We start from the raw sequence: 18,279 nt of genomic DNA on the forward strand, positions 1-18,279 counted from the left end.
CAAGGGAAGTTTATCACGGATGCCTGCCGCTCTCCGGCCCGGGCTATCGCCCGGTCCTCCAAGCGGCAGACAGGGCAGCATAGTCAGTAATCATGGAGAACCGATCAGAGAGCATGTTTGTAGCTTAAACTGCGGCTGGATCTGTCCAACAAATGGGGACTAGTTCACCTCTCAATCCGATCTGCCATATTTATCCCCTAGTTAATTGCGCTTAACCATCATACCACTTTTAGTTTAATTTCGAGCGAAAACCTCATTTTTGTTTCAACAGGCAATAAAAAGAATGGGGCCAAACGGCCCCGTTTTTTATTTCTCAATGAGGCTCAAGACCGGCGGCGGCGCCAGCCGATGGCAATGAGGCCCAGCCCCAGCAGCAAGACCAATGGCGGCTCCGGCACCAGGACCACTTCCAGATTCAATCGGTCCAGCTCGCCGGACAGGTGGATGCGGTCAAAGGGGTCGTTAGCCGGGTTCACCACATGAAGCTGGAAATCGCGGCCCTCAAAATCCTCCACGGCCGGCAGGCTTTGCGGCGGCAGATCATCAGCCAGCGCCTGATGGTCAAAATCCAGCAGGCCGATGGAGACAAAATCCAGCAGGAAACCGGCGAGAGTCTCCGCCCCGGCGAAGGAGGATTTGATCCGCAACTGGTCCTGGCTGCCGTTCAGATCATCCAGCACACGCATGGAATTATTCAGGACCGGATTTTGGAAATCCCGGCCATTGATGGTGAATTCAAAAGAGCGGATGATATCCTGGCGATAGGTGGTGATCTGACCGACCCGATTGGGCAAGGCATCCGTATCGTAAATGAAATGGCCCGAAAAATGGTCGCCCATGGCGAAATCCGACGCCAGCCTGGCGTCAACCTGATCCAGGCGTCCTTCGAAACTTCCCATGACCAGGGTAGCCTCCGCCCCGCTTCCCCAACCCGGCACAAACCCGGCCAAAGCCGGCAGCGCGGCAACAGCAAGGCGTTTCATGATTTTTTTGAACACTTCAGCCCCCGGCAGTTTTTCTGATTTAGGGCCATTGTTAGCAATCTTTATGCCCTTTGACGAAACCCGCACAATCCTGCGAATTTTCGCGTTAAAGAGGTAACTAATAAATCTGTAGTTGTAAAAAATACCGTCAGGTCTGAGGAGAAACCTGCGGCCCCTTCACGGTTGCCCCGAAAAATTGGGGCGGAAGAAAACCTCCCGCCCCGTTGAACAATTATGCCAGCTGACGGTGATCAGCTTTTCTTCCCGCCGCCATTGCCGCCACCATTGCCGCCGCCGTTACCGCCGCCGTTGCCGCCGCCGTTACCGCCGCCATTACCGCCGCCATTACCGCCGCTATTGCCATTGCCGCCGCTATTGCCGTTGCCGCCGCTATTGCCGTTGCCGCCGCTATTGCCGTTGCCGGCCGCCGAGCTGCTGGCGGATTTGCTCAGCCCCAGGGCCTTGCCGTTGGAGCCGCCATTGCCATTTGAGCTTGCCGCGCCAGATTTCATATCCCGGCCTGTGCTCTTGCCTTTGCCATTACCGGTATCGAGCGAAGCGCTCGCCATTGCCTTTTTGGTGCGGCCCAGCCCCAAAACAGACGGGTGCACACCCAATTCATGGGCAATCTCCCCCCATCCCATGCCGGCAGAGCGCATATCGGCAATCGCGCCAACATCAACAGAGGCCGCATCGGCAAGGACCGAATCCACATTGGCCTCTGCTTCCGCCAATGCGGCTTCTGCCTCAGCAAGGGCAGCTTCGGCCAGGGCGATGGCTTCCGGATCTTCCGACGCCAAAGCAGCCTCCAACGCGGCTTCAGCGTCTGCGACCGATTCCGCGGCAGCATCCGCATCCGCTTCCGCTTCCGCTAGCGCCGCTTCGTTTTCCGCCGCAGCAGCATCAGCCGCGGCAGCGGCCAGGTTTTCCGCACGGGTCGCCTGGGCTGCATTTTCGAAGGCAGGTTCATCGCCGTCACCGGTGCCATCACCAGTACCATCACCCGCATCGCCGACATCGCCGGTGTCACCGGTGCCTGCGGCCCCGTCATCACCTGTTTCCGATGTTCCTGTGCCGTCATCCGCGGTCTGGGCCATGGCCGGTGCCCCACCCAGGAAGGTAAAAACGGCTGCTGCGGCCATCGCAAGCTTCAGTTTCGTCTCAAATTCCTGTCCTGTCATCATACTCTCACTCTCTTTCAACGATAGGGAGGGTTGCCTTCACCCCCTTATTCAACTGCCGTTATGAAACGTACCGATTCATTCAGTGTGATATTGCCATTGGCGCTTTCAATCATCTCCGGTTCCGCGAACCAGCTCAGCAACAGCCGATCCGCACCAATATCCGGTTCTTCACCAAGAATATAGTCACGCACCGCAATCACGCGTTGCCGGGCCAGCGCCCGGTCGCCCGCCACGTGAACAACCAGATGAAGTTTTAGGGACGCGTTATCGCTCAAAACTGTGGCAAGAATTGGGAGCGCCTGGAATCCTTCATCAACCGGTTCTGCCGCGCCACGGCGAAACTCCACCGACTTAAGCGGCAGATTCCGGTTGCCGATCAGGAAATTCCGATAGCGATAGTCGCCCAGCGCATTCAGTGCACTGGTCGCCCGGATGGCATAGGCCCCATAAGAATAGCGTTCCAAAAAGGTCTCAAGCGCCTCAACGGCCTCTTTATCCTTATTCAGCTGGACCAGGGTCCGGGCCCGGTTATAAAGCGCAGATCTGTTCCAATCATAAAGAGAGAGAACATGATCATATCTCTCCAGCGCCAGGGCCCATTGCTTGCTGTCGAAATAGTTATGCCCAAGATACAGGCTGGATGGCAGATGATCAGGCTCCAATTCCAGCGCCCTTAAATAGGATGCCCGCTCCAGATCCGGCTTTTTCTGCCCCCAATAAGCAATGCCCAGCCAGAAGCGATAATCGGCACTATCCCCTTTCAGTTGCACCGCCTTTTCCATATAGGGCAATGCCTTACCGCTCTCAGAGAGCGCCAGATGCATTCGGCCCAGGAAATAGGCCGCCCGGGCATCAGCAGGATTTTCCCGATACATGGGTTCCAGGGCGGCAATACCATCCCGGTATTCACCGGCTTTGAGGTAATAATTGCCTTTCACATCGCTGCAGCCGACCAGCATCAGTGCGGCCAGCAAAAACAGCGTGATATCGCGTAAATTCAAATCATCCTCCTATCAGGCGCCTGCATGATACAACAAATCCTCAGTTTATTAGAGAATTATCAATTAGCTTTTTATGCAAATTTCGAGGTGTTTTCCCCGCATCCATCCGAGGCAGCTTCCGCATAACCACCTTGAAAAATGCTTCGGAGATCGACACTGGATTGCTGCCCGATCTTATCAAAATGCGCATCCAGCCATCGCTCCGCCGCGGCGTGCCCCATCCGGAACAGATGTTTGAAAAAGCGCCATTCCGTATTCATCTTGCTGGACGCCCCAAGCGGCAGGATCTCTTCTTCCGCTTCAATCATATGCATCTGAAGCCGACGATAACGCCGTTCATCCAGGCGCCCCTCATCCAAAAGGCGCTGGACAAATTCAATGGCCCGCAATTCCTTCATCAGGCTTCCATTGAAGGTGATTTCATTCACCCGGTCGAGAATTTCACGGGCGCTTTTCGGCGTGCCGGGCCGGGTCATGGGATTGATCTGGACGATCACAATGTCACTGCTTTCGCATGTGGAATAGAATGGAAACAGGACGGGGTTGCCCATATAACCACCATCCCAATAGGGCACGCCGTCAATCTCAACCGCCTGAAACAAAAACGGCAAACAGGCCGAAGCCATGATTTTTTCCACGGTCAGATTGCCGTGACGGAAAATTTTTACCCGCCCGGTTTCCACATTGGTGGCCGACACCATCACCCTCACCTTATCGCAGGCGCGGACGGCGTCAAAATCCACCCGGCTCTCCAATATCTCGCGCAAAGGATTGAGATTATGGGGGTTGAGATCATAGGGCGAGGCCAAGCGATTTATAAGATCGAAAAAGAGATAGGCCGGGCTGTTTTCCATCCCCCAATGACCCAGCCAGACATCCAGGGGGCCGCGTTGGATCGGGTTCATCCGCCCGGCATCGCTGATCGCTTTCCAAAAATCATGCAGTGCCTTCCTGGCGGCATCCTCGCCCCCCTTCATCAGGCCATCCGCCAGAACAACCGCATTCATAGCCCCAGCCGATGTGCCGCTGATCGCTTCGATCGCAATGCGCCCGTCTGCCAGCAGGCAATCCAGCACCCCCCAGGTGAAGGCGCCATGGGCTCCGCCTCCCTGCAATGCAAGATTGACCGGTTTGCGATTTGCCATATGATCCCCGTGAAGTGGATTGAACCCCCGGCATGGTAAACCGGGACGAGAGAATTTCAAACAATCAAAACAGGTTAACCTCCCCGCTGCAGGAGACTATTTTTCAATGAAAACTGCCATATTGGTCATTGATATCCAATGCGCCCTGACCGACCCGGAACCCCGTCCGGACGATATCGATGCCGTGATCAATCGGATCAATCTTATCACCGGAAAGGCCCGAAAGGCGGAGTTGCCGGTGTTTTTTATTCAACATGAAGCGCCAGACAGCCCGGTTGCCTACGGCAGCCCCGGATGGAGATTGCCCGAAAAACTGGCCGTCGAAGATGGGGATCGGTTCATCCGCAAAACCACACCGGATTCCTTCCTCAAGACAGATCTCCATGACCAGTTACAGGCGCTCGGCATCAAACAGCTGGTGATCTGCGGATATGCCAGCGAATTTTGTGTCGACACCACCACAAGACGCGCCGCAGGTCTCGGTTATGCGATCAAGCTGGTAACTGATGGCCACACCACCCATGATAAACCCCATGCCGCGGCAACAGAAATTCGCGCGCATCACAATGCGACCCTGACCGTGATCCAATCCTTTTCGGTGCCAATCAAAGGCATCGCCGCCGCAGATCTCCAATTCACCGGCTAACTGCCTTCTCACCCGGCCCGCCACACAAAAGCCGAGGCGGCACACCAACGGGATGTGCCGCTTTAGGCGCAAAACCATTACTGTGCTATCATTTGCCGATCAACCTTGACCGGCGGAGTGAGCAAGATGATATGGAACCGGCTGCCGGCTCTCAAATGTCTAGTCATAATCTCATTCTGCCTGGAGGTGATGCACGCGGTGAAGGCCGAACCTCTGCGCCTGACAACCGGTGACGATTTCCCGCCCTATACCGGTGCAGAACTGCCTGAAGGCGGCTTGGCCAGCGCAATTGTCATTGCGGCTTTTGCCTGGATGAACCAGGAGGTTGCCCTCGAATACCGGCCCTGGAAACGGGGTTACGAGGAAACCAAGGCCGGACAATATCTGGCCACATATCCTTATGTGAAATCCCGGGACCGGCTGGTTGATTTCCATTTTTCCGATCCGATCTTCCAATATGAGCGCATTTTGTTCGAGCGCCGTCATCCAAACGCAAGTCAATGGCCGGATACCCTGAGGGGTGAACGCCTGTGTCTGCCGGTCGGCTATGAGGTTCCTTCCGTCATCGAAGACAGAGTGATCAAAGGAACCTTAATCCTTATCAAACCATCGGACATGGATGCCTGCTTCAAACAGCTTTTGCGTAACCGGACCGATTATGTGCTGTCCGACCGAATCCTGGGCCAGTCAATTGCCAGCCACCATTTTGGGGCCGCACCGCAGCAACTCACCATGATCGAGCCGCCGGTCAGCAAACAAAGCGCCCATCTGATCATCGCCAAGAACCAACCAGACGCCATCAAGATCATCGCGGATTTCAACCGGGCACTGATCGCGCTCCGTGCTGATGGCACCCTAGATCATCTGGTCGCATTACCCAGTGAACAGTCATCCAAGCCAGTTTCCAAATGATATGATCCTAAGTGAGGCACAAAAAAAGCGGAGCATGAATGCCCCGCCCATAATACAGACCATGTTTGGTAAAATCAGATATCCATGGCCTCTTCAGAACCATATTCGTCATCGCCTTCCTCCACATCAATCGGCACGCCGAAGCTGCGCTTGGAGTTGCGGATCCCGATCGCGGATTTGACATGGGAGACATTATTGGCCGCCGTCAGTTCCTGGGTCAGGAACCGATTATAACTGTCCAGGTCTTTTGCCACGATTTTCAACAGAAAATCGGTTTCCCCCTGCAGCATGTTGCATTCCCGTACCAGCGGCCAGCCTGAAACCTGGCTTTCAAACGCTTTCAGATCGGCTTCCGCCTGGCTCACCAGACCGACAAAGGCAAAGACGGTCACGCCATAGCCCAGCATTTCGGCATTCACATCGGCATGATAACCCCGGATAAAACCATTTTCCTCCAGCGCCCGCACCCGGCGCAGACAGGGAGGGGCGGAAATCCCGGCCCTTTTGGCCAGCTCCACGTTGGTCATCCGGCCATCATCTTGCAGATCGGCCAGGATCTGACGATCGATTTTATCCAATTTTGTACGGCGCATGGGTCTTCCCTTCTAATTAGCGAGGGGGAAATAAAACAATATTCCACGGAAAAGCAAGAAAATTATAACGGTATTTCCCCGTAAAAACCAAGCCTCCGCCTTGTTTTCCGGGAAATTTCGGGGCATATAGCCTATCCATTCCTGGTTGACCAGCCCCCACACACCTGAAAATCTGTGGGCCAGTGACGCCACACCCCCGGGACATAAAAACAGTGACTGAAAACAAAAGATGTTGGGTCATTACAGACGGCCGTGCCGGCATGGTGGCAGGCGCGCTTGGCCTGGCCGAAGCCGTGGCACGAGTGGCGCCGAAGGCGGGGGCCGGGGCATTCGACATCGAAGAGAAGATTATTCGCCTGAAAGCACCCTGGCGCCAGCTGCCGCCGGTATTCTGGCCGCCCGGCATCCTGGGACTGGATCCGGCTGGCGCATCACTGACCCCGCCCTGGCCCGATCTGGTGATTTCCTGCGGCCGCCATGCGGTTGGCCCCGCCATTGAGATTCGCCGCCGATCCAAGGGTCGTACCTTTGCTGTCCATGTCCAGCATCCACGTGTCCCATGCCGTCATTTCGATATGATTGCCGCCCCGGTGCATGACCAATTGACCGGCCCGAATGTGATCCAGACCCATGGGGCTCTTGGCCGGGTGACGGCGGAACGGGTGGCAGCCGCGGCTCAGTCATTTGCCCGACCGGTTCAGTCCCTGGCCAAACCGGTTATCGCTGTCGCCATCGGCGGTGATAGCAAAACCCATCAGCTGCCGCCATTACGGGCCGCCGAGATCGGCCGCCAGTTGGCGGAGATGGCACGGGCGGAGGCTGCTAAGCTTTTGATCACCGCCTCCCGGCGCACCCGGCCGGAATCGGAAAAAGCCCTGCGCGCCGCCCTGGCGGACATTCCCGGCGAATTCTGGAATGGCAGCGGCGACAATCCCTATTTTGCCTATCTGGGCGCAGCGGATGCCATCATCGTGACCGGGGATTCAGTCAATATGGTCTCGGAAGCCTGCGCCACCGGCAAACCGGTCATGGTCATCCATTTGCCATCGAACGGTAAAACAAAGTTTGATCTTTTCCATCAGGATATGGAAGAAGCCGGGGTGACAAGGCCGTTTCGCGGCCGGTTGGAACAATGGGATTATACCCCATTGCGGGAAACCGACCGGGTTGCCGAAGCCGTGATTGATGCCCTGCGTCAAAGGGGGGCGCGGGATTAGCTTCACGGCGCTTGCGAATCCCGTTAGTATTTTGAGTCTTATTGGATTTTTATGAGTATTGTCATGCCTATGGATTGGGACAAATTGCGGATTTTTCATGCGGTCGCGGAGGCGGGCAGCTTCACCCATGCCGGGGAAAAGCTGAATCTCAGCCAATCCGCCATCAGCCGCCAGATCAGCGCGCTGGAAGATAGCGTGCAGACACCGCTTTTCCATCGGCATGCACGTGGCCTGATCCTCACCGAACAGGGTGAAACCCTGTTGCGCACCGTGAAGGATGTTTTCCATAAGCTGACCATGGTTCAAGCGCGGCTGTCCGAATCCAAGGATCGCCCCAGCGGTCCCTTGAAAGTCACCACCACCATCGCTTTCGGATCCACCTGGCTGACCTCCTGCATCAAGGAGTTTATCGAGCTTTATCCCGAGGTGGAGGTGAGTCTTGTGCTTTCCGACCAGGAGCTGGATCTGGGCATGCGCGAGGCCGATGTGGCCATTCGCATGACGCCCCCCACCCAGCCCGACCTGATCCAGCGCCCGTTGATGACAGTCCACAGCCGGGTTTATGCGTCCAAGGAGTATTTAGCAGAGCGCGGCTTCCCACAAACGGTTGAGGACCTTGATGACCATCGCCTGATCATCTTTGGCGAAGACAGCCCCCATCCCGTGCGCACCATCAACTGGCTGCTGCATGAGGGGGAACGGTCCGACAATCCGCGCCATCCGGTTCTGCAAGTGAATAACATCTATGGCATTTACCGCGCCTGCCGCAGTGGCCTTGGCATTGCAGCCATGGCGGAATTCATGATCCCGGAAGAAAGCAACCTGGTGCATATCCTGCCCGAGTTGGAAGGCCCCCAGCATCACGCCTATTTCGTTTATCCGGAAGAAATGCGCAATTCCAAACGGATTACGGTTTTCCGCGACTTCCTGCTGCGTAAAGTGGCCGAATCCGATTTCTGACCGGACCGGACATTTTCCGACCCGGTCATTTCATAGCCCCATCAAGCGCATTAGATCCTTGTCCGCACGGCCAAGCTGTGGTCTTTTGGCGACCGTTAATTTTTTCTCGAACAGGCTTAGACATGACCATTTCCACCTTCCGTAAAATTACCGTCGGTCTGCTGGCTGGCTTAGCCCTGCTGGCCGTTCAGCCACTTGCCGCCCAGGATCCGTCCGGCGACCAGGTGATCGCCGTGGTGGAAGGGGAGAAAATCACACGCCAGGATTTCACCATCGCCTATTCCAGCCTGCCGCCGCGCGTGCGCCAGCAGGGCATGGAAACCCTCTATCCTCATGTTTTGGAATTGCTGATCCAGCAGGTCCTGATCGTGAAAAAGGGCCGCGAGGCAAACCTGGCAGCCGATCCGGAAGTCCAGGCACGGATGAAGGCTTTTGAGGACCGGACCATCCATAATGTCTATCTCAACCGCGAGATCGAAAAGCGCCTAACCAATGAGTTGCTGCTGGCGGAATATGACAAATTCGTCGCCGCCAATCCGCCGCAGGAAGAAGTCCGCGCGCGCCACATCCTGGTCAATAGCGAAGCGGAAGCTCGTGAGATTATTAATCTGGTTGGCCAAGGTCAGCCTTTTGCCGAACTGGCGAAAACCCGTTCCCAGGGCCCCAGCAGTGCCCAGGGCGGCGATCTTGGCTTTTTCGCCCGCGGCAAGATGGTCAAGGAGTTTGAGGATATCGCCTTTGCCCTGGAGCCCAACACCTATTCGATCGATCCGGTGAAAACGCAATATGGCTGGCATGTGATCCTGGTCGAAGAAAAGCGCGTCATCGATCCGCCCAGCTTTGACCAGATCAAACCCCGCCTGGCCCAGGCTGTCGGCCAGGCCATGGCCGGTGATGTGAAACAATCCATCGTGGATAATGCCAAAATCGAACGGTTCGACCTGGATGGGAAATCGATTAATCCTCCGGCCCAGGTCCTTCCCGAGTTGCTTGGCGTTCAATAATCCCTGAAACCTCCTGCTTCTTACCTTCGGAGCAACAGATCATGCTGAAACCCTCTCCTTTCGCCCCGGAATCCCTGCCCCATATCCCGGAGATCGCAGGCGTGCGCCTTGGTGCCGTCGCCGCGGGCATAAAATACAAGGACAGGACCGATCTGTTCCTGGCCGAACTGGCGGAAGACAGCCAGGTGGCGGGTGTTCTGACCCGGTCCCTGACCCGGTCCGCACCGGTTGACTGGTGCCGCAAGGTCCTGCCCGGTGGCACCGCTCGGGCGATCCTGGTCAATTCCGGCAATTCCAACGCCTTCACCGGCTCCAACGGGGTTGTGACCACGGAAAAAATGGTCGCCTCGGCCGCAGCGGCGGTGGGATGCGCCATGGAGGAAGTTCTCATTGCCTCCACCGGTGTGATCGGTGAGCAGTTGCCTGTCGAAAAAGTCGAGGCCGCCATGCCCGACCTGACCAAAAGCCTGAAGGCGGATAACTGGGATCTGGCCGCCAAGACCATCATGACCACCGACACTTTCCCGAAGGCGGCCTTCCGGGACACCCGCATCGGGGATATTCCGGTCAGGATCGGCGGCATAGCCAAAGGATCCGGCATGATCGCGCCCGACATGGCCACCATGCTGTCCTTCCTGTTCACCGACGCCAATATTCCGGCCCCGATTTTGCGCAGTCTGCTGAAAAAGGCGGTCGACCGCAGTTTCAACTGCATGACGGTGGATGGTGATACCTCCACCAGCGACACCCTGATCCTGGCGGCAACCGGCAAAGCCGGCAATATCGCCCCGACCAAAGCCGACGCCCCGGCACTGGATACCTTCTATGCCGATCTGGAAAGCCTGCTGATCGAATTGGCGCAACTGGTTGCCAAGGATGGAGAAGGGGCCAGCAAATTCATCACCATCGATGTGAGCGGCGCGGAAAACGACCGGGCAGCAAAGGTGATTGCCCTGTCGATCGCCAATTCACCGCTGGTGAAAACCGCGATTGCCGGTGAGGACGCCAATTGGGGCCGTGTGGTCATGGCGGTTGGCAAGGCGGGTGAGCGCGCTGACCGGGACAAACTGTCCGTTTCCATCGGCGGCGTCACCATCGCCAAGGATGGCGAAGGGGTGTCCAGTTATGACGAGGCACCTGTCACCGCCCATCTCAAGGGCATGGAAATCAACATCGCGGTCGATGTCGGCATCGCAAATGGCAAGGCGCGGGTCTGGACCTGTGATCTGACCCACGGCTATATCGATATCAACGCCGATTACCGGAGTTAAAACCCGATGGCAGAGATTATGTCAGAATCCGGTTGCTGGCAGGCCGGAGAACGCGATGCCCAAACCGACCAGCCTAAGCCCACGCTGCTGGTGGTGGCGGTCGCCCTGATTGATGCCGATGGGCGGGTGTTGATCGCCCAGCGGCCGGAAGGGAAATCCATGGCCGGCCTGTGGGAATTTCCCGGCGGCAAGGTCGACCCCGGCGAAACCCCGGAAGCAGCGCTCATCCGGGAATTGAAAGAAGAGCTGGATATCGACACGCGGGAAAGCTGCCTGGCGCCATTAACCTTTGCCAGCCACAGTTATGATGATTTCCATCTGCTGATGCCGCTTTATGCCTGCCGCACCTGGAAAGGCACCCCGCACCCGAAAGAAGGCCAGAAACTGGCCTGGGCCCGGCCGGTGCGCCTGGGCGATTATCCAATGCCGCCCGCCGATATCCCTTTGATCGCGATGCTGCGGGATCTGCTCTGACACCCCTGTCAGGCGCGGGACCAGGACCGGTATCCAAACGACAGCATGCCAACAGCCAACGCCAGCCCGGCAAATTCCATGAAGTTCCCGATCAGTGACGACAGAAGAAACAAGACCGGGCTTTCCAGGATCATGGCATCCGCAAAGATCATGCCCAACAGATAGTTGGCCGCCACAGGCAGGCCCAGCAGGAAAATATGGGAAATGAAGGCAAGGCCGGCAAAGGACCAGGCTTTATCCTTGCCGGTCCGGATCACCTCCGCCAGGGGCGTGGTATCACCGATCGTGCTGCCGATCTGCCACGGCGCCAGCCTTGCGTAGATATATAAGGCAACACCATAGCCCGCGGCCATGCCGAACAACTGTCCCGCTCCGCCGCCGATAATGGTGGCCAATACACCGGACAGGATCACGCTGAAAGCAAATGCCAGCATCAGGATCGCCAGGCTCTTGAAAAGATATGCGCTCTTTTCCGGGCGCCATTTCAGGGCCTCCCAAACCGTCGGGCTCTCATCCGGCAGAAGCAGCTTGCGGTGCCATGCCACAGAAAACATAACGAACAGAGCAACCTTGATCAGGAAGACGAGCAACAGCCCCGGGCCGATGACCAAGGTTTGATGTTCCGGATTATAACCGAGGACAAATCCGGGGTTCACCGCCTGCAGCACCGCCGCAATCAGCGCCGGCACCACCGCCGGCAGAAAAACCAGGGACCGGAAGTCGCGAAACTCCGACCAAAAATGCTGCCAGGACAGGGCCACGCATGCGGTCATGGCAAGTTGCGGATTTTGGTGATCGTCAGATTGGTTCATTTTCCTGCCTCAGCCTTCCGTTGCCCTGTTTCCGGTCTTGTCCGGAACGCTCACTTCATCCGTTTCCAGCGCATCCGCCAGCCGGGTCTTGGCGCTGCCGGGACGCATGGGTTTCTGCTGGGAATCATGCGGGGCCCAACCATGCAGGAAAATCATCTGGAAGGTGGCCGGAATGCGGCCGTCCTCGCCTTGGAACCGTTCCTGATACAATTCCGCTGCACGCATGAAAATGGCCCGGCGCGGGATGCCGCGCGCCTGCTGGATCAGCATGTTGGTTTCCCCCATGCCGCGCAGATCCGAAAGCAGGCGGAACATATTCTCATAGCGCACGGTAACGGTCTCGCTGTCGATCACGGGCAATGCAAATCCGGCACGCTGCATCAGCGAGCCCACATCCCGGATCTCGGCGAAAGGCGAGATGCGCGGGCTGACCCCGCCGGAGATATCAATCTCCGCCTGCATCAGGCATTCCCGCAACTCATACAGGGTATCCCCGCCCAGCAGCGCCCCGATGAACAGGCCGTCAGCTTTTAAGGCATGGTTGACCTGAATGAAGGCACCGGGCAGATCATTGACCCAATGAAGCGAGAGATTGCTGATCACCAGATCCAGGCTTTCCGGCCGGATCGGCAGCCATTCTTCATCCGCGACCAGGGCAGGGCCATGGGCCTTTGCCTGCCTGGCATAGCCTTCCGCAATATCCGACTGGATCACATGCCCGACCGACGGCAGATCGGCAACCTCCTCCGCGATACAGCCGCCATGGCTGCCCAGATCAAGGGCCAGCGGAAAACCACGCTGGATATCCAAAAGCCGGTCGGCAAGGCGGACCGCCCCTTCCCGGAACAGGAAATCGCACCCGTCGCCACTGCGCGCGGCCCGGTCCCGGCGCTTTTTCAACAGCGCCCGGTCAAAGATCAATTGCGTATCACTCATGACAGGGGAGATAGGCGCTCTTTGCTCAGATGGCAACGACTTAATTGAAGCTGTAGGCCCGGTACCCTAATCTTCTGTCGGAAAGGGGTGGACGATGACAAGCCTGCAGAAAAACAGAGATCCGTTTCAATGGCCGCGAAAACTGATTGGGCAGGCCGTCAACCTGATCCTGCCGCACCGCTGCATCGCCTGCGAAGAAATACTCTCCGACAAAAACGCCCTTTGCACCAACTGCTGGAACCAAATGACCTTCATAGGCGCCCCATTGTGCCATTGCTGTGGCTACCCGTTTGAAATCGGCGAGGCCGGAGACAATCTGTGTAACAGCTGCCTTGATCGGCGGCCCACCTTTGACCAGGCGCGCGCGGCAGTGCTTTATGATGACACCAGCCGAAGGATTATCCTGGCCTACAAGCATGGCGACCGAACTGATCTGGCCCCATCCCTGGCACAGTGGCTATTACGCCCACTGCAAAGCCTGGACACGCCCCCGGACCTGGTCGCACCGGTGCCGCTGCATCGCTGGCGGCTGTTGCAACGGCGGTTTAATCAATCGGCCCTCCTGGCCAGACCCCTTTCCCAATTGACCGGCCTGCCCCTTGAACAGCGTTTGGTGCGGCGCCACCGGGCCACGCCGTCCCAGGGCCATCTGACACCGGGCCAGCGCCGCCGCAATGTCGCCCGGGCCTTTTCCATCCCCACGCGCGCGCAACAGAAAATACAAGGAAAGCATATCCTGCTGGTTGATGATGTTTTGACCACCGGTGCCACAGCGGAGGAAATTGCAAATGCCTTGAAACAGGCCGGTGCGGCCCGTGTATCCCTAATCGCCCTGGCGCGTGCTCTGCGGCCGCGCCATTAATCCCACAAAACTGTGAAGAACGGCAGGGCTGGCATTTTTGCGCATACTTCCCTATATCAGGCGCAATGAGAACCGGACGCGGCGACGCCTCAGATCGACAGCGCCCTGTCCGGGCCGGATGTGAAAGGTATGAATGATGGCCCTTGTTGAAGTATATGCCCGCCCGATGTGCGGTTTTTGCCACCAGGCAAAGAAACTGCTGGATTCCAAAGGTATCGCCTATACGGAATATGACATCTGGGCGGAAGGCCAGCGCAAGGCGGAGATGGTGCAGCGGGCCAACGGCCGCACAACGGTCCCGCAGATTTTCATCAATGATAACCATATTGGCGGCTGTGATGATCTGATGGCGCTGGAACGCACCGGCAAGCTGGACCAGCTGCTGGGAGATGCCGCATGACAAATGCCCGCCTCACCATCGGCCTGATCCAGCCCACCTCCACCACCAGTGTGGAACGGAATGCGGCCTTGAGCGAACCGATGATCCGTGAGGCGGCGGCCAAGGGCGCGCAGCTGATTTCCTTACCCGAAGTGGTCAATCTGGTGGATATCCGAAAAGGCCGCTCGATGCAGGAGGCACGGACCGAGGCGGATGATCCCTGCCTGGCCCTTTACCGCGCCCTGGCAAAGGAACTTGGCGTTTGGATCCATGTGGGTTCCCTGGCTTTACGGCTGGAAGATGAAGACCGCATGGCCAATCGGGCCTTCATGATTGATGACAAGGGCGAGATCCGCGCGCGCTATGACAAGATCCACATGTTTGACGTGGATCTGGACGGCGGCGAGAGCTATCGCGAGAGCAAATTGTTCCGTCCCGGTGAAAAGGCGGTCCTGGTGGACAGCCCCTGGGGCAAAATCGGCCTGGCGATCTGTTATGACCTGCGCTTTCCCCATCTGCACCGAACCCTGGCTGAAAACGGTGCCCGGATCATCCTCAACCCGGCCGCCTTCACCCGCAAGACCGGCCAGGCCCATTGGCATACCCTTTTGACCGCACGCGCCATTGAAACCACCTGTTTTGTGGCGGCAGCAGCGCAATGCGGCGATCATGAAGATGGCCGGGAAACCTATGGCCATTCCCTGGTGGTCGCACCCTGGGGCGAAGTGATCGCCGATGGCGGTGAAACCCCCGGCATCGTGATTACGGAATTGGACCTGGGCGAAGTCGACAAGGTACGCGGCATGGTGCCATCCCTGTCCAACGGTCGGCCCTTCACACTGGAAGAAAAATAGACCCCGCTAACGGCCGCATTCAGTCCCGGCGCTTCAGGTGAAATTCCATATCCTCTTTCACCATGATGCGCGGTGCATCCTCCGGCTCAACTGCGACAAAGCCGAATTTTTCATAAAGCCCGTGGGCGTCCCGGGTGACCAACATATGGCGTTTTAACCCCTGCAAATCCGGATGGGTCATCAACGCCTCCATCAGGAAGGTGCCAAGCCCCTGCCCCTGGGCCTGCTCCAGGATAAAAACGTCGGCCAGATAGGCAAAAGTGGTGCGGTCGGTCACCATTCGAGCAAACCCGATCTGCGCCCCGTTGGGATCATAAAGACCGAAAGACAACGAGTGTTTGGCCGCCCTGGCAGCCGTTGCTTCCGCCAGCCCCCGATACCAATAGGATGACGCCAGATAGCCATGCATCACGGCAACATCCAGCCGGGCGGGATCATCGCTGACCGTATAGCCATCTTTGGACCGTTCAAAAACCGCTGGTCGGCGCCGGGCGGCGATCCGCTGTTTGACCGCGTCCGCCGGGTCGCCGGTGAGGCCTTCCTCAAATTGCAGGATCTCAAAATCGATGGGCAGCCGGTCTTTTAGCTCGCCGCTTTGCAGCAGGAAATCAGGATTGGTGGGGCGGCCATAGGCTTCGTTGCCCGCCATGAAAGTCTCATAGAGCAGCATGCCGCCGGGGGCGACCAGCTCAAAGATATCCGCAAACCGCGCCCTATACAGGTAATTTGTCACCACCAGCAGATCAAATCGCTGCCCGGCCAGGGGCCAGGGGCCATCGGTTTCCAGATCGGCCGCCATCACGGTTGCGCCGGGCGCGCCGGCCAGGTCCATCACGCCGGTGATATCCCTGTCCAGGAAGGTTACCGGCCAGCCTTTTTCCAGGAAGGCCCGGCCATGGCGGCCGCTGCCGCAGGCCAGATCCAGGACTCCGCCTGCCATATAATGCACATCCAGCGCCTCAACCCAACGGCGAATGAAGGGCAACGGTTCGGGATTTACTTGCATGGACATGGGCCGGATACCTGATTTTCGTGACAAATGCTTGTCTTTTGGATAAGAAATCGCCAAATCAATGGGCAGGGTCGGAAAAAATAGGACCCATTTTGGTCTTTTGAAAGGCTGATTATCGTTTCGTTGCAGGTCTTTTGATGATTTCGTTCAATTTGAAATGTGAACATGAGCATGAGTTTGAAGGCTGGTTCAAGGATAGCGCCGCCTTCGCCAAACAGGCAGAGCAACAATTGCTTGAGTGCCCGCTTTGCGGCACCAACAAGGTAAGCAAGGCGTTAAGCGCGCCCAATATTTCCACCAGCCGCAGCCAGGCCAAGGCCCAGAGTGAAATGGCCGTCCGCGCGCATCAGATGATCGCCGAGATGCGGAAAACCGTCGAAGAGAATTGTGACAATGTCGGCGACAAATTCGCCGAAGAGGCCCGCAAGATCCATTATGGCGAGACCGAAGCCCGAGGCATCTACGGCCAGGCAACCGCCGATGAAGCCAAGGAACTGATCGAGGAAGGGGTGGATTTCACGCCGATGCCCTGGCTGGATGAAAAAGCCAAAAACTGATCCGGGGATAAATTTTTTTGCTCCCTCATGTCACACATCCGGTTTCAAAACCGTCCTTGGTTTTTCGATTAAACCAAGGATGAAAAATCATGCAACCGAGACTGGATCCGTTCAGCACCCTCCCCTCAGCCTTTGAACCGATGATGGCGATGGAGAAATTCCTCGCCTCAAGCGGCTTGGAACACAGCCTGGTTGAGCTCTTGAAAATGCGCGCATCCCAGATCAATGGATGCGCCTATTGTCTGCATATGCACGCAACCGACGCCAGGGCCAACGGCGAGACGGAAAACCGGCTTTATCTGCTGGATGCCTGGCGGGAAAGCCCGCTTTACACCGACCGGGAGCGCGCGGCTCTTGCCTGGTGCGAGGCGCTCACCCTGCTGCCCGATGGTCATGCCCCGGATGCGGTTTATGAACAGTTTCAGGCCTTGTTCTCTCCGGAAGAGCAGGTCAAAGTGACGCTGGTTATCACCAACATCAATGCATGGAACCGGATTGCCGTTGGCTTTCGTGCGTTGCATCCGACCGACTGAGGAACATCATGACGGAACCGCGACCCGTAGCTGAGCATCCCGAACAGGTTTTCGAGCGCCTGCGCGCAAAACTGTTTGCGGTAGCCTATCAGATGCTGGGATCAGTCGGCGATGCAGAGGATATGGTCCAGGATTGTTACCTGCGCTGGCAGGCCCTGGACCCGTCTGAAATCCGCGACCCGGAAGCCTTTCTGGTGCGGGTGGTTAGCCGGCTGAGCCTGGATCATCTGAAATCCGCCCGGGTCAGGCGGGAGAACTATGTCGGGGAATGGCTGCCGGAACCGCTGATCACGGACCTGCAGCCTGATCCCGAGCCGATGGAAAAGGATGTTTCCTTCGCCCTGCTCTATGCCATGGAACGTTTGTCCCCGCTGGAGCGGACCGCCTTCATCCTGCATGATGTATTCGATCATTCCTTTGAAGAGGTGAGCAAGATCCTGCAACGCACGCCCTCCACCTGCCGGCAGCTGGCGGTCAGGGCGAGAAAGCATCTGCGGGACAACCGGCCCCGGTTTGACGTGCCGGAAGAAGAAGGCCAGCGCATTACACAGGCCTTTTTTGAAGCCGCCCGCAAAGGCGATGCTGACCGGCTGGGTGCACTGTTGGCGCCCGACGCGATCCTGATTTCCGACGGCGGCGGCAAAACCGGCGCGGCAATCAACCCGATCTATGGTTCGGAAAAAGTCATCCGCCTGCTGACCAATCTGGCCCGGAAACGCGGCTATCAAATCCCCGGCCAATACCGGTTCCTTAAAATCAACCAGATGCCGGGCATTCTCAATTTGGAAGAGGACGGGCTGGTGCAGACGACCGCCCTGGAGATACAGGACGGCAAAATCCAGACGGTCTATGTGACCCGCAATCCGGACAAGACCCGCCATCTTTCCCTCGCCACACATTGATCGGGCTTGTCCTGTGCGGGCGGGCGGCTTAATGGAAATAGG

21 protein-coding genes are annotated in these 18,279 nt (G+C 57.5%); 13 read left to right on the plus strand and 8 right to left on the minus strand.

All coding sequences use genetic code 11. The features are described 5' to 3' along the window. Positions 1-323 precede the first annotated feature (323 nt). From DFP90_RS17355 to DFP90_RS17370, 4 genes are all read right to left on the minus strand, one after another. Entirely contained in the window at positions 324-998 is a 675-nt protein-coding gene (locus DFP90_RS17355) for a PEP-CTERM sorting domain-containing protein (RefSeq protein WP_115937799.1), read from the minus strand. A 236-nt stretch (positions 999-1,234) separates the two neighbouring features. Further along, positions 1,235-2,167, minus strand: a complete 933-nt coding sequence (locus DFP90_RS22950; protein ID WP_181905427.1) for a hypothetical protein — start codon at positions 2,165-2,167, stop codon at positions 1,235-1,237. 44 nt (positions 2,168-2,211) lie between these two features. Next, the gene (locus DFP90_RS17365) at positions 2,212-3,168 is read right to left on the minus strand and encodes a tetratricopeptide repeat protein (protein WP_115937800.1); all 957 of its coding nucleotides are present in this window, start codon (positions 3,166-3,168) and stop codon (positions 2,212-2,214) included. A gap of 71 nt (positions 3,169-3,239) precedes the next feature. After that, positions 3,240-4,313 carry a patatin-like phospholipase family protein gene (locus DFP90_RS17370; RefSeq protein ID WP_115937801.1) on the minus strand — a complete coding sequence of 358 codons (1,074 nt, stop codon included), beginning with the start codon at positions 4,311-4,313 and terminating at the stop codon, positions 3,240-3,242. A 106-nt stretch (positions 4,314-4,419) separates the two neighbouring features. Between DFP90_RS17370 and DFP90_RS17375 the strand changes: the two genes are divergently transcribed. Then, the gene (locus DFP90_RS17375) at positions 4,420-4,959 is read left to right on the plus strand and encodes a cysteine hydrolase family protein (protein ID WP_115937802.1); all 540 of its coding nucleotides are present in this window, start codon (positions 4,420-4,422) and stop codon (positions 4,957-4,959) included. Between the two features lie 198 nt (positions 4,960-5,157). Then, entirely contained in the window at positions 5,158-5,871 is a 714-nt protein-coding gene (locus tag DFP90_RS17380; protein ID WP_181905428.1) for a substrate-binding periplasmic protein, read from the plus strand. A gap of 74 nt (positions 5,872-5,945) precedes the next feature. On the opposite strand, the gene DFP90_RS17385 is transcribed toward DFP90_RS17380, so the two are convergent. Continuing rightward, complete coding sequence (locus DFP90_RS17385; RefSeq protein WP_115937804.1) at positions 5,946-6,464, minus strand: Lrp/AsnC family transcriptional regulator; 519 nt, start codon at positions 6,462-6,464, stop codon at positions 5,946-5,948. Between the two features lie 212 nt (positions 6,465-6,676). Between DFP90_RS17385 and DFP90_RS17390 the strand changes: the two genes are divergently transcribed. The 5 genes from DFP90_RS17390 to mutT all read left to right on the plus strand — a co-directional run bounded on the left by DFP90_RS17390 (position 6,677) and on the right by mutT (position 11,390). Next, a complete protein-coding gene (locus DFP90_RS17390) occupies positions 6,677-7,681 on the plus strand; it encodes a mitochondrial fission ELM1 family protein (protein ID WP_245957110.1) in 1,005 nt (334 codons plus the stop codon). A 69-nt stretch (positions 7,682-7,750) separates the two neighbouring features. Next, positions 7,751-8,641: a LysR family transcriptional regulator gene (locus DFP90_RS17395; protein ID WP_115937805.1), complete on the plus strand. Its 891-nt coding sequence runs from the start codon at positions 7,751-7,753 to the stop codon at positions 8,639-8,641. A gap of 122 nt (positions 8,642-8,763) precedes the next feature. Continuing rightward, positions 8,764-9,645: a peptidylprolyl isomerase gene (locus tag DFP90_RS17405; protein ID WP_147301047.1), complete on the plus strand. Its 882-nt coding sequence runs from the start codon at positions 8,764-8,766 to the stop codon at positions 9,643-9,645. A gap of 41 nt (positions 9,646-9,686) precedes the next feature. Then, positions 9,687-10,916, plus strand: a complete 1,230-nt coding sequence (argJ, locus tag DFP90_RS17410) for a bifunctional glutamate N-acetyltransferase/amino-acid acetyltransferase ArgJ (protein ID WP_115937808.1) — start codon at positions 9,687-9,689, stop codon at positions 10,914-10,916. 6 nt (positions 10,917-10,922) lie between these two features. After that, positions 10,923-11,390, plus strand: coding sequence for an 8-oxo-dGTP diphosphatase MutT (mutT, locus tag DFP90_RS17415; RefSeq protein WP_181905429.1), 468 nt, complete (start codon positions 10,923-10,925; stop codon positions 11,388-11,390). Between the two features lie 8 nt (positions 11,391-11,398). Here the strand turns inward: mutT and DFP90_RS17420 are convergent, their stop codons facing one another. Both DFP90_RS17420 and DFP90_RS17425 read right to left on the minus strand, forming a co-directional pair. Next, positions 11,399-12,202 (minus strand): hypothetical protein, encoded by an 804-nt coding sequence (locus tag DFP90_RS17420; RefSeq protein ID WP_115937809.1) that lies wholly within the window; start codon positions 12,200-12,202, stop codon positions 11,399-11,401. 9 nt (positions 12,203-12,211) lie between these two features. Then, positions 12,212-13,138, minus strand: a complete 927-nt coding sequence (locus tag DFP90_RS17425; RefSeq protein WP_115937810.1) for a methyltransferase domain-containing protein — start codon at positions 13,136-13,138, stop codon at positions 12,212-12,214. Positions 13,139-13,232: 94 nt separating this feature from the next. Between DFP90_RS17425 and DFP90_RS17430 the strand changes: the two genes are divergently transcribed. From DFP90_RS17430 to DFP90_RS17440, 3 genes are all read left to right on the plus strand, one after another. Further along, positions 13,233-14,000: a ComF family protein gene (locus DFP90_RS17430; protein WP_115937811.1), complete on the plus strand. Its 768-nt coding sequence runs from the start codon at positions 13,233-13,235 to the stop codon at positions 13,998-14,000. A gap of 133 nt (positions 14,001-14,133) precedes the next feature. Then, on the plus strand, positions 14,134-14,400 hold the full coding sequence (grxC, locus tag DFP90_RS17435; RefSeq protein ID WP_342767810.1) for a glutaredoxin 3: 267 nt from the start codon (positions 14,134-14,136) through the stop codon (positions 14,398-14,400). Continuing rightward, positions 14,397-15,233, plus strand: coding sequence for a carbon-nitrogen hydrolase family protein (locus DFP90_RS17440; RefSeq protein WP_115937812.1), 837 nt, complete (start codon positions 14,397-14,399; stop codon positions 15,231-15,233). Before grxC ends, DFP90_RS17440 begins: the two co-directional genes overlap by 4 nt. A 19-nt stretch (positions 15,234-15,252) precedes the next feature. On the opposite strand, the gene DFP90_RS23080 is transcribed toward DFP90_RS17440, so the two are convergent. Further along, positions 15,253-16,245 carry a GNAT family N-acetyltransferase gene (locus DFP90_RS23080; protein ID WP_218044716.1) on the minus strand — a complete coding sequence of 331 codons (993 nt, stop codon included), beginning with the start codon at positions 16,243-16,245 and terminating at the stop codon, positions 15,253-15,255. A 137-nt stretch (positions 16,246-16,382) separates the two neighbouring features. Between DFP90_RS23080 and DFP90_RS17455 the strand changes: the two genes are divergently transcribed. The 3 genes from DFP90_RS17455 (at position 16,383) to DFP90_RS17465 (ending at position 18,237) form a co-directional block, all read left to right on the plus strand. Further along, positions 16,383-16,802 (plus strand): DUF1178 family protein, encoded by a 420-nt coding sequence (locus DFP90_RS17455; protein WP_115937813.1) that lies wholly within the window; start codon positions 16,383-16,385, stop codon positions 16,800-16,802. 89 nt (positions 16,803-16,891) lie between these two features. Then, positions 16,892-17,335, plus strand: coding sequence for a carboxymuconolactone decarboxylase family protein (locus DFP90_RS17460; RefSeq protein ID WP_115937814.1), 444 nt, complete (start codon positions 16,892-16,894; stop codon positions 17,333-17,335). 8 nt (positions 17,336-17,343) lie between these two features. Further along, a complete protein-coding gene (locus tag DFP90_RS17465; protein ID WP_115937815.1) occupies positions 17,344-18,237 on the plus strand; it encodes a sigma-70 family RNA polymerase sigma factor in 894 nt (297 codons plus the stop codon). Positions 18,238-18,279 lie beyond the last annotated feature (42 nt).

It is taken from the genome of Aestuariispira insulae (assembly GCF_003385955.1).
Classification (GTDB): Bacteria; Pseudomonadota; Alphaproteobacteria; order UBA8366; family Aestuariispiraceae; genus Aestuariispira; species Aestuariispira insulae.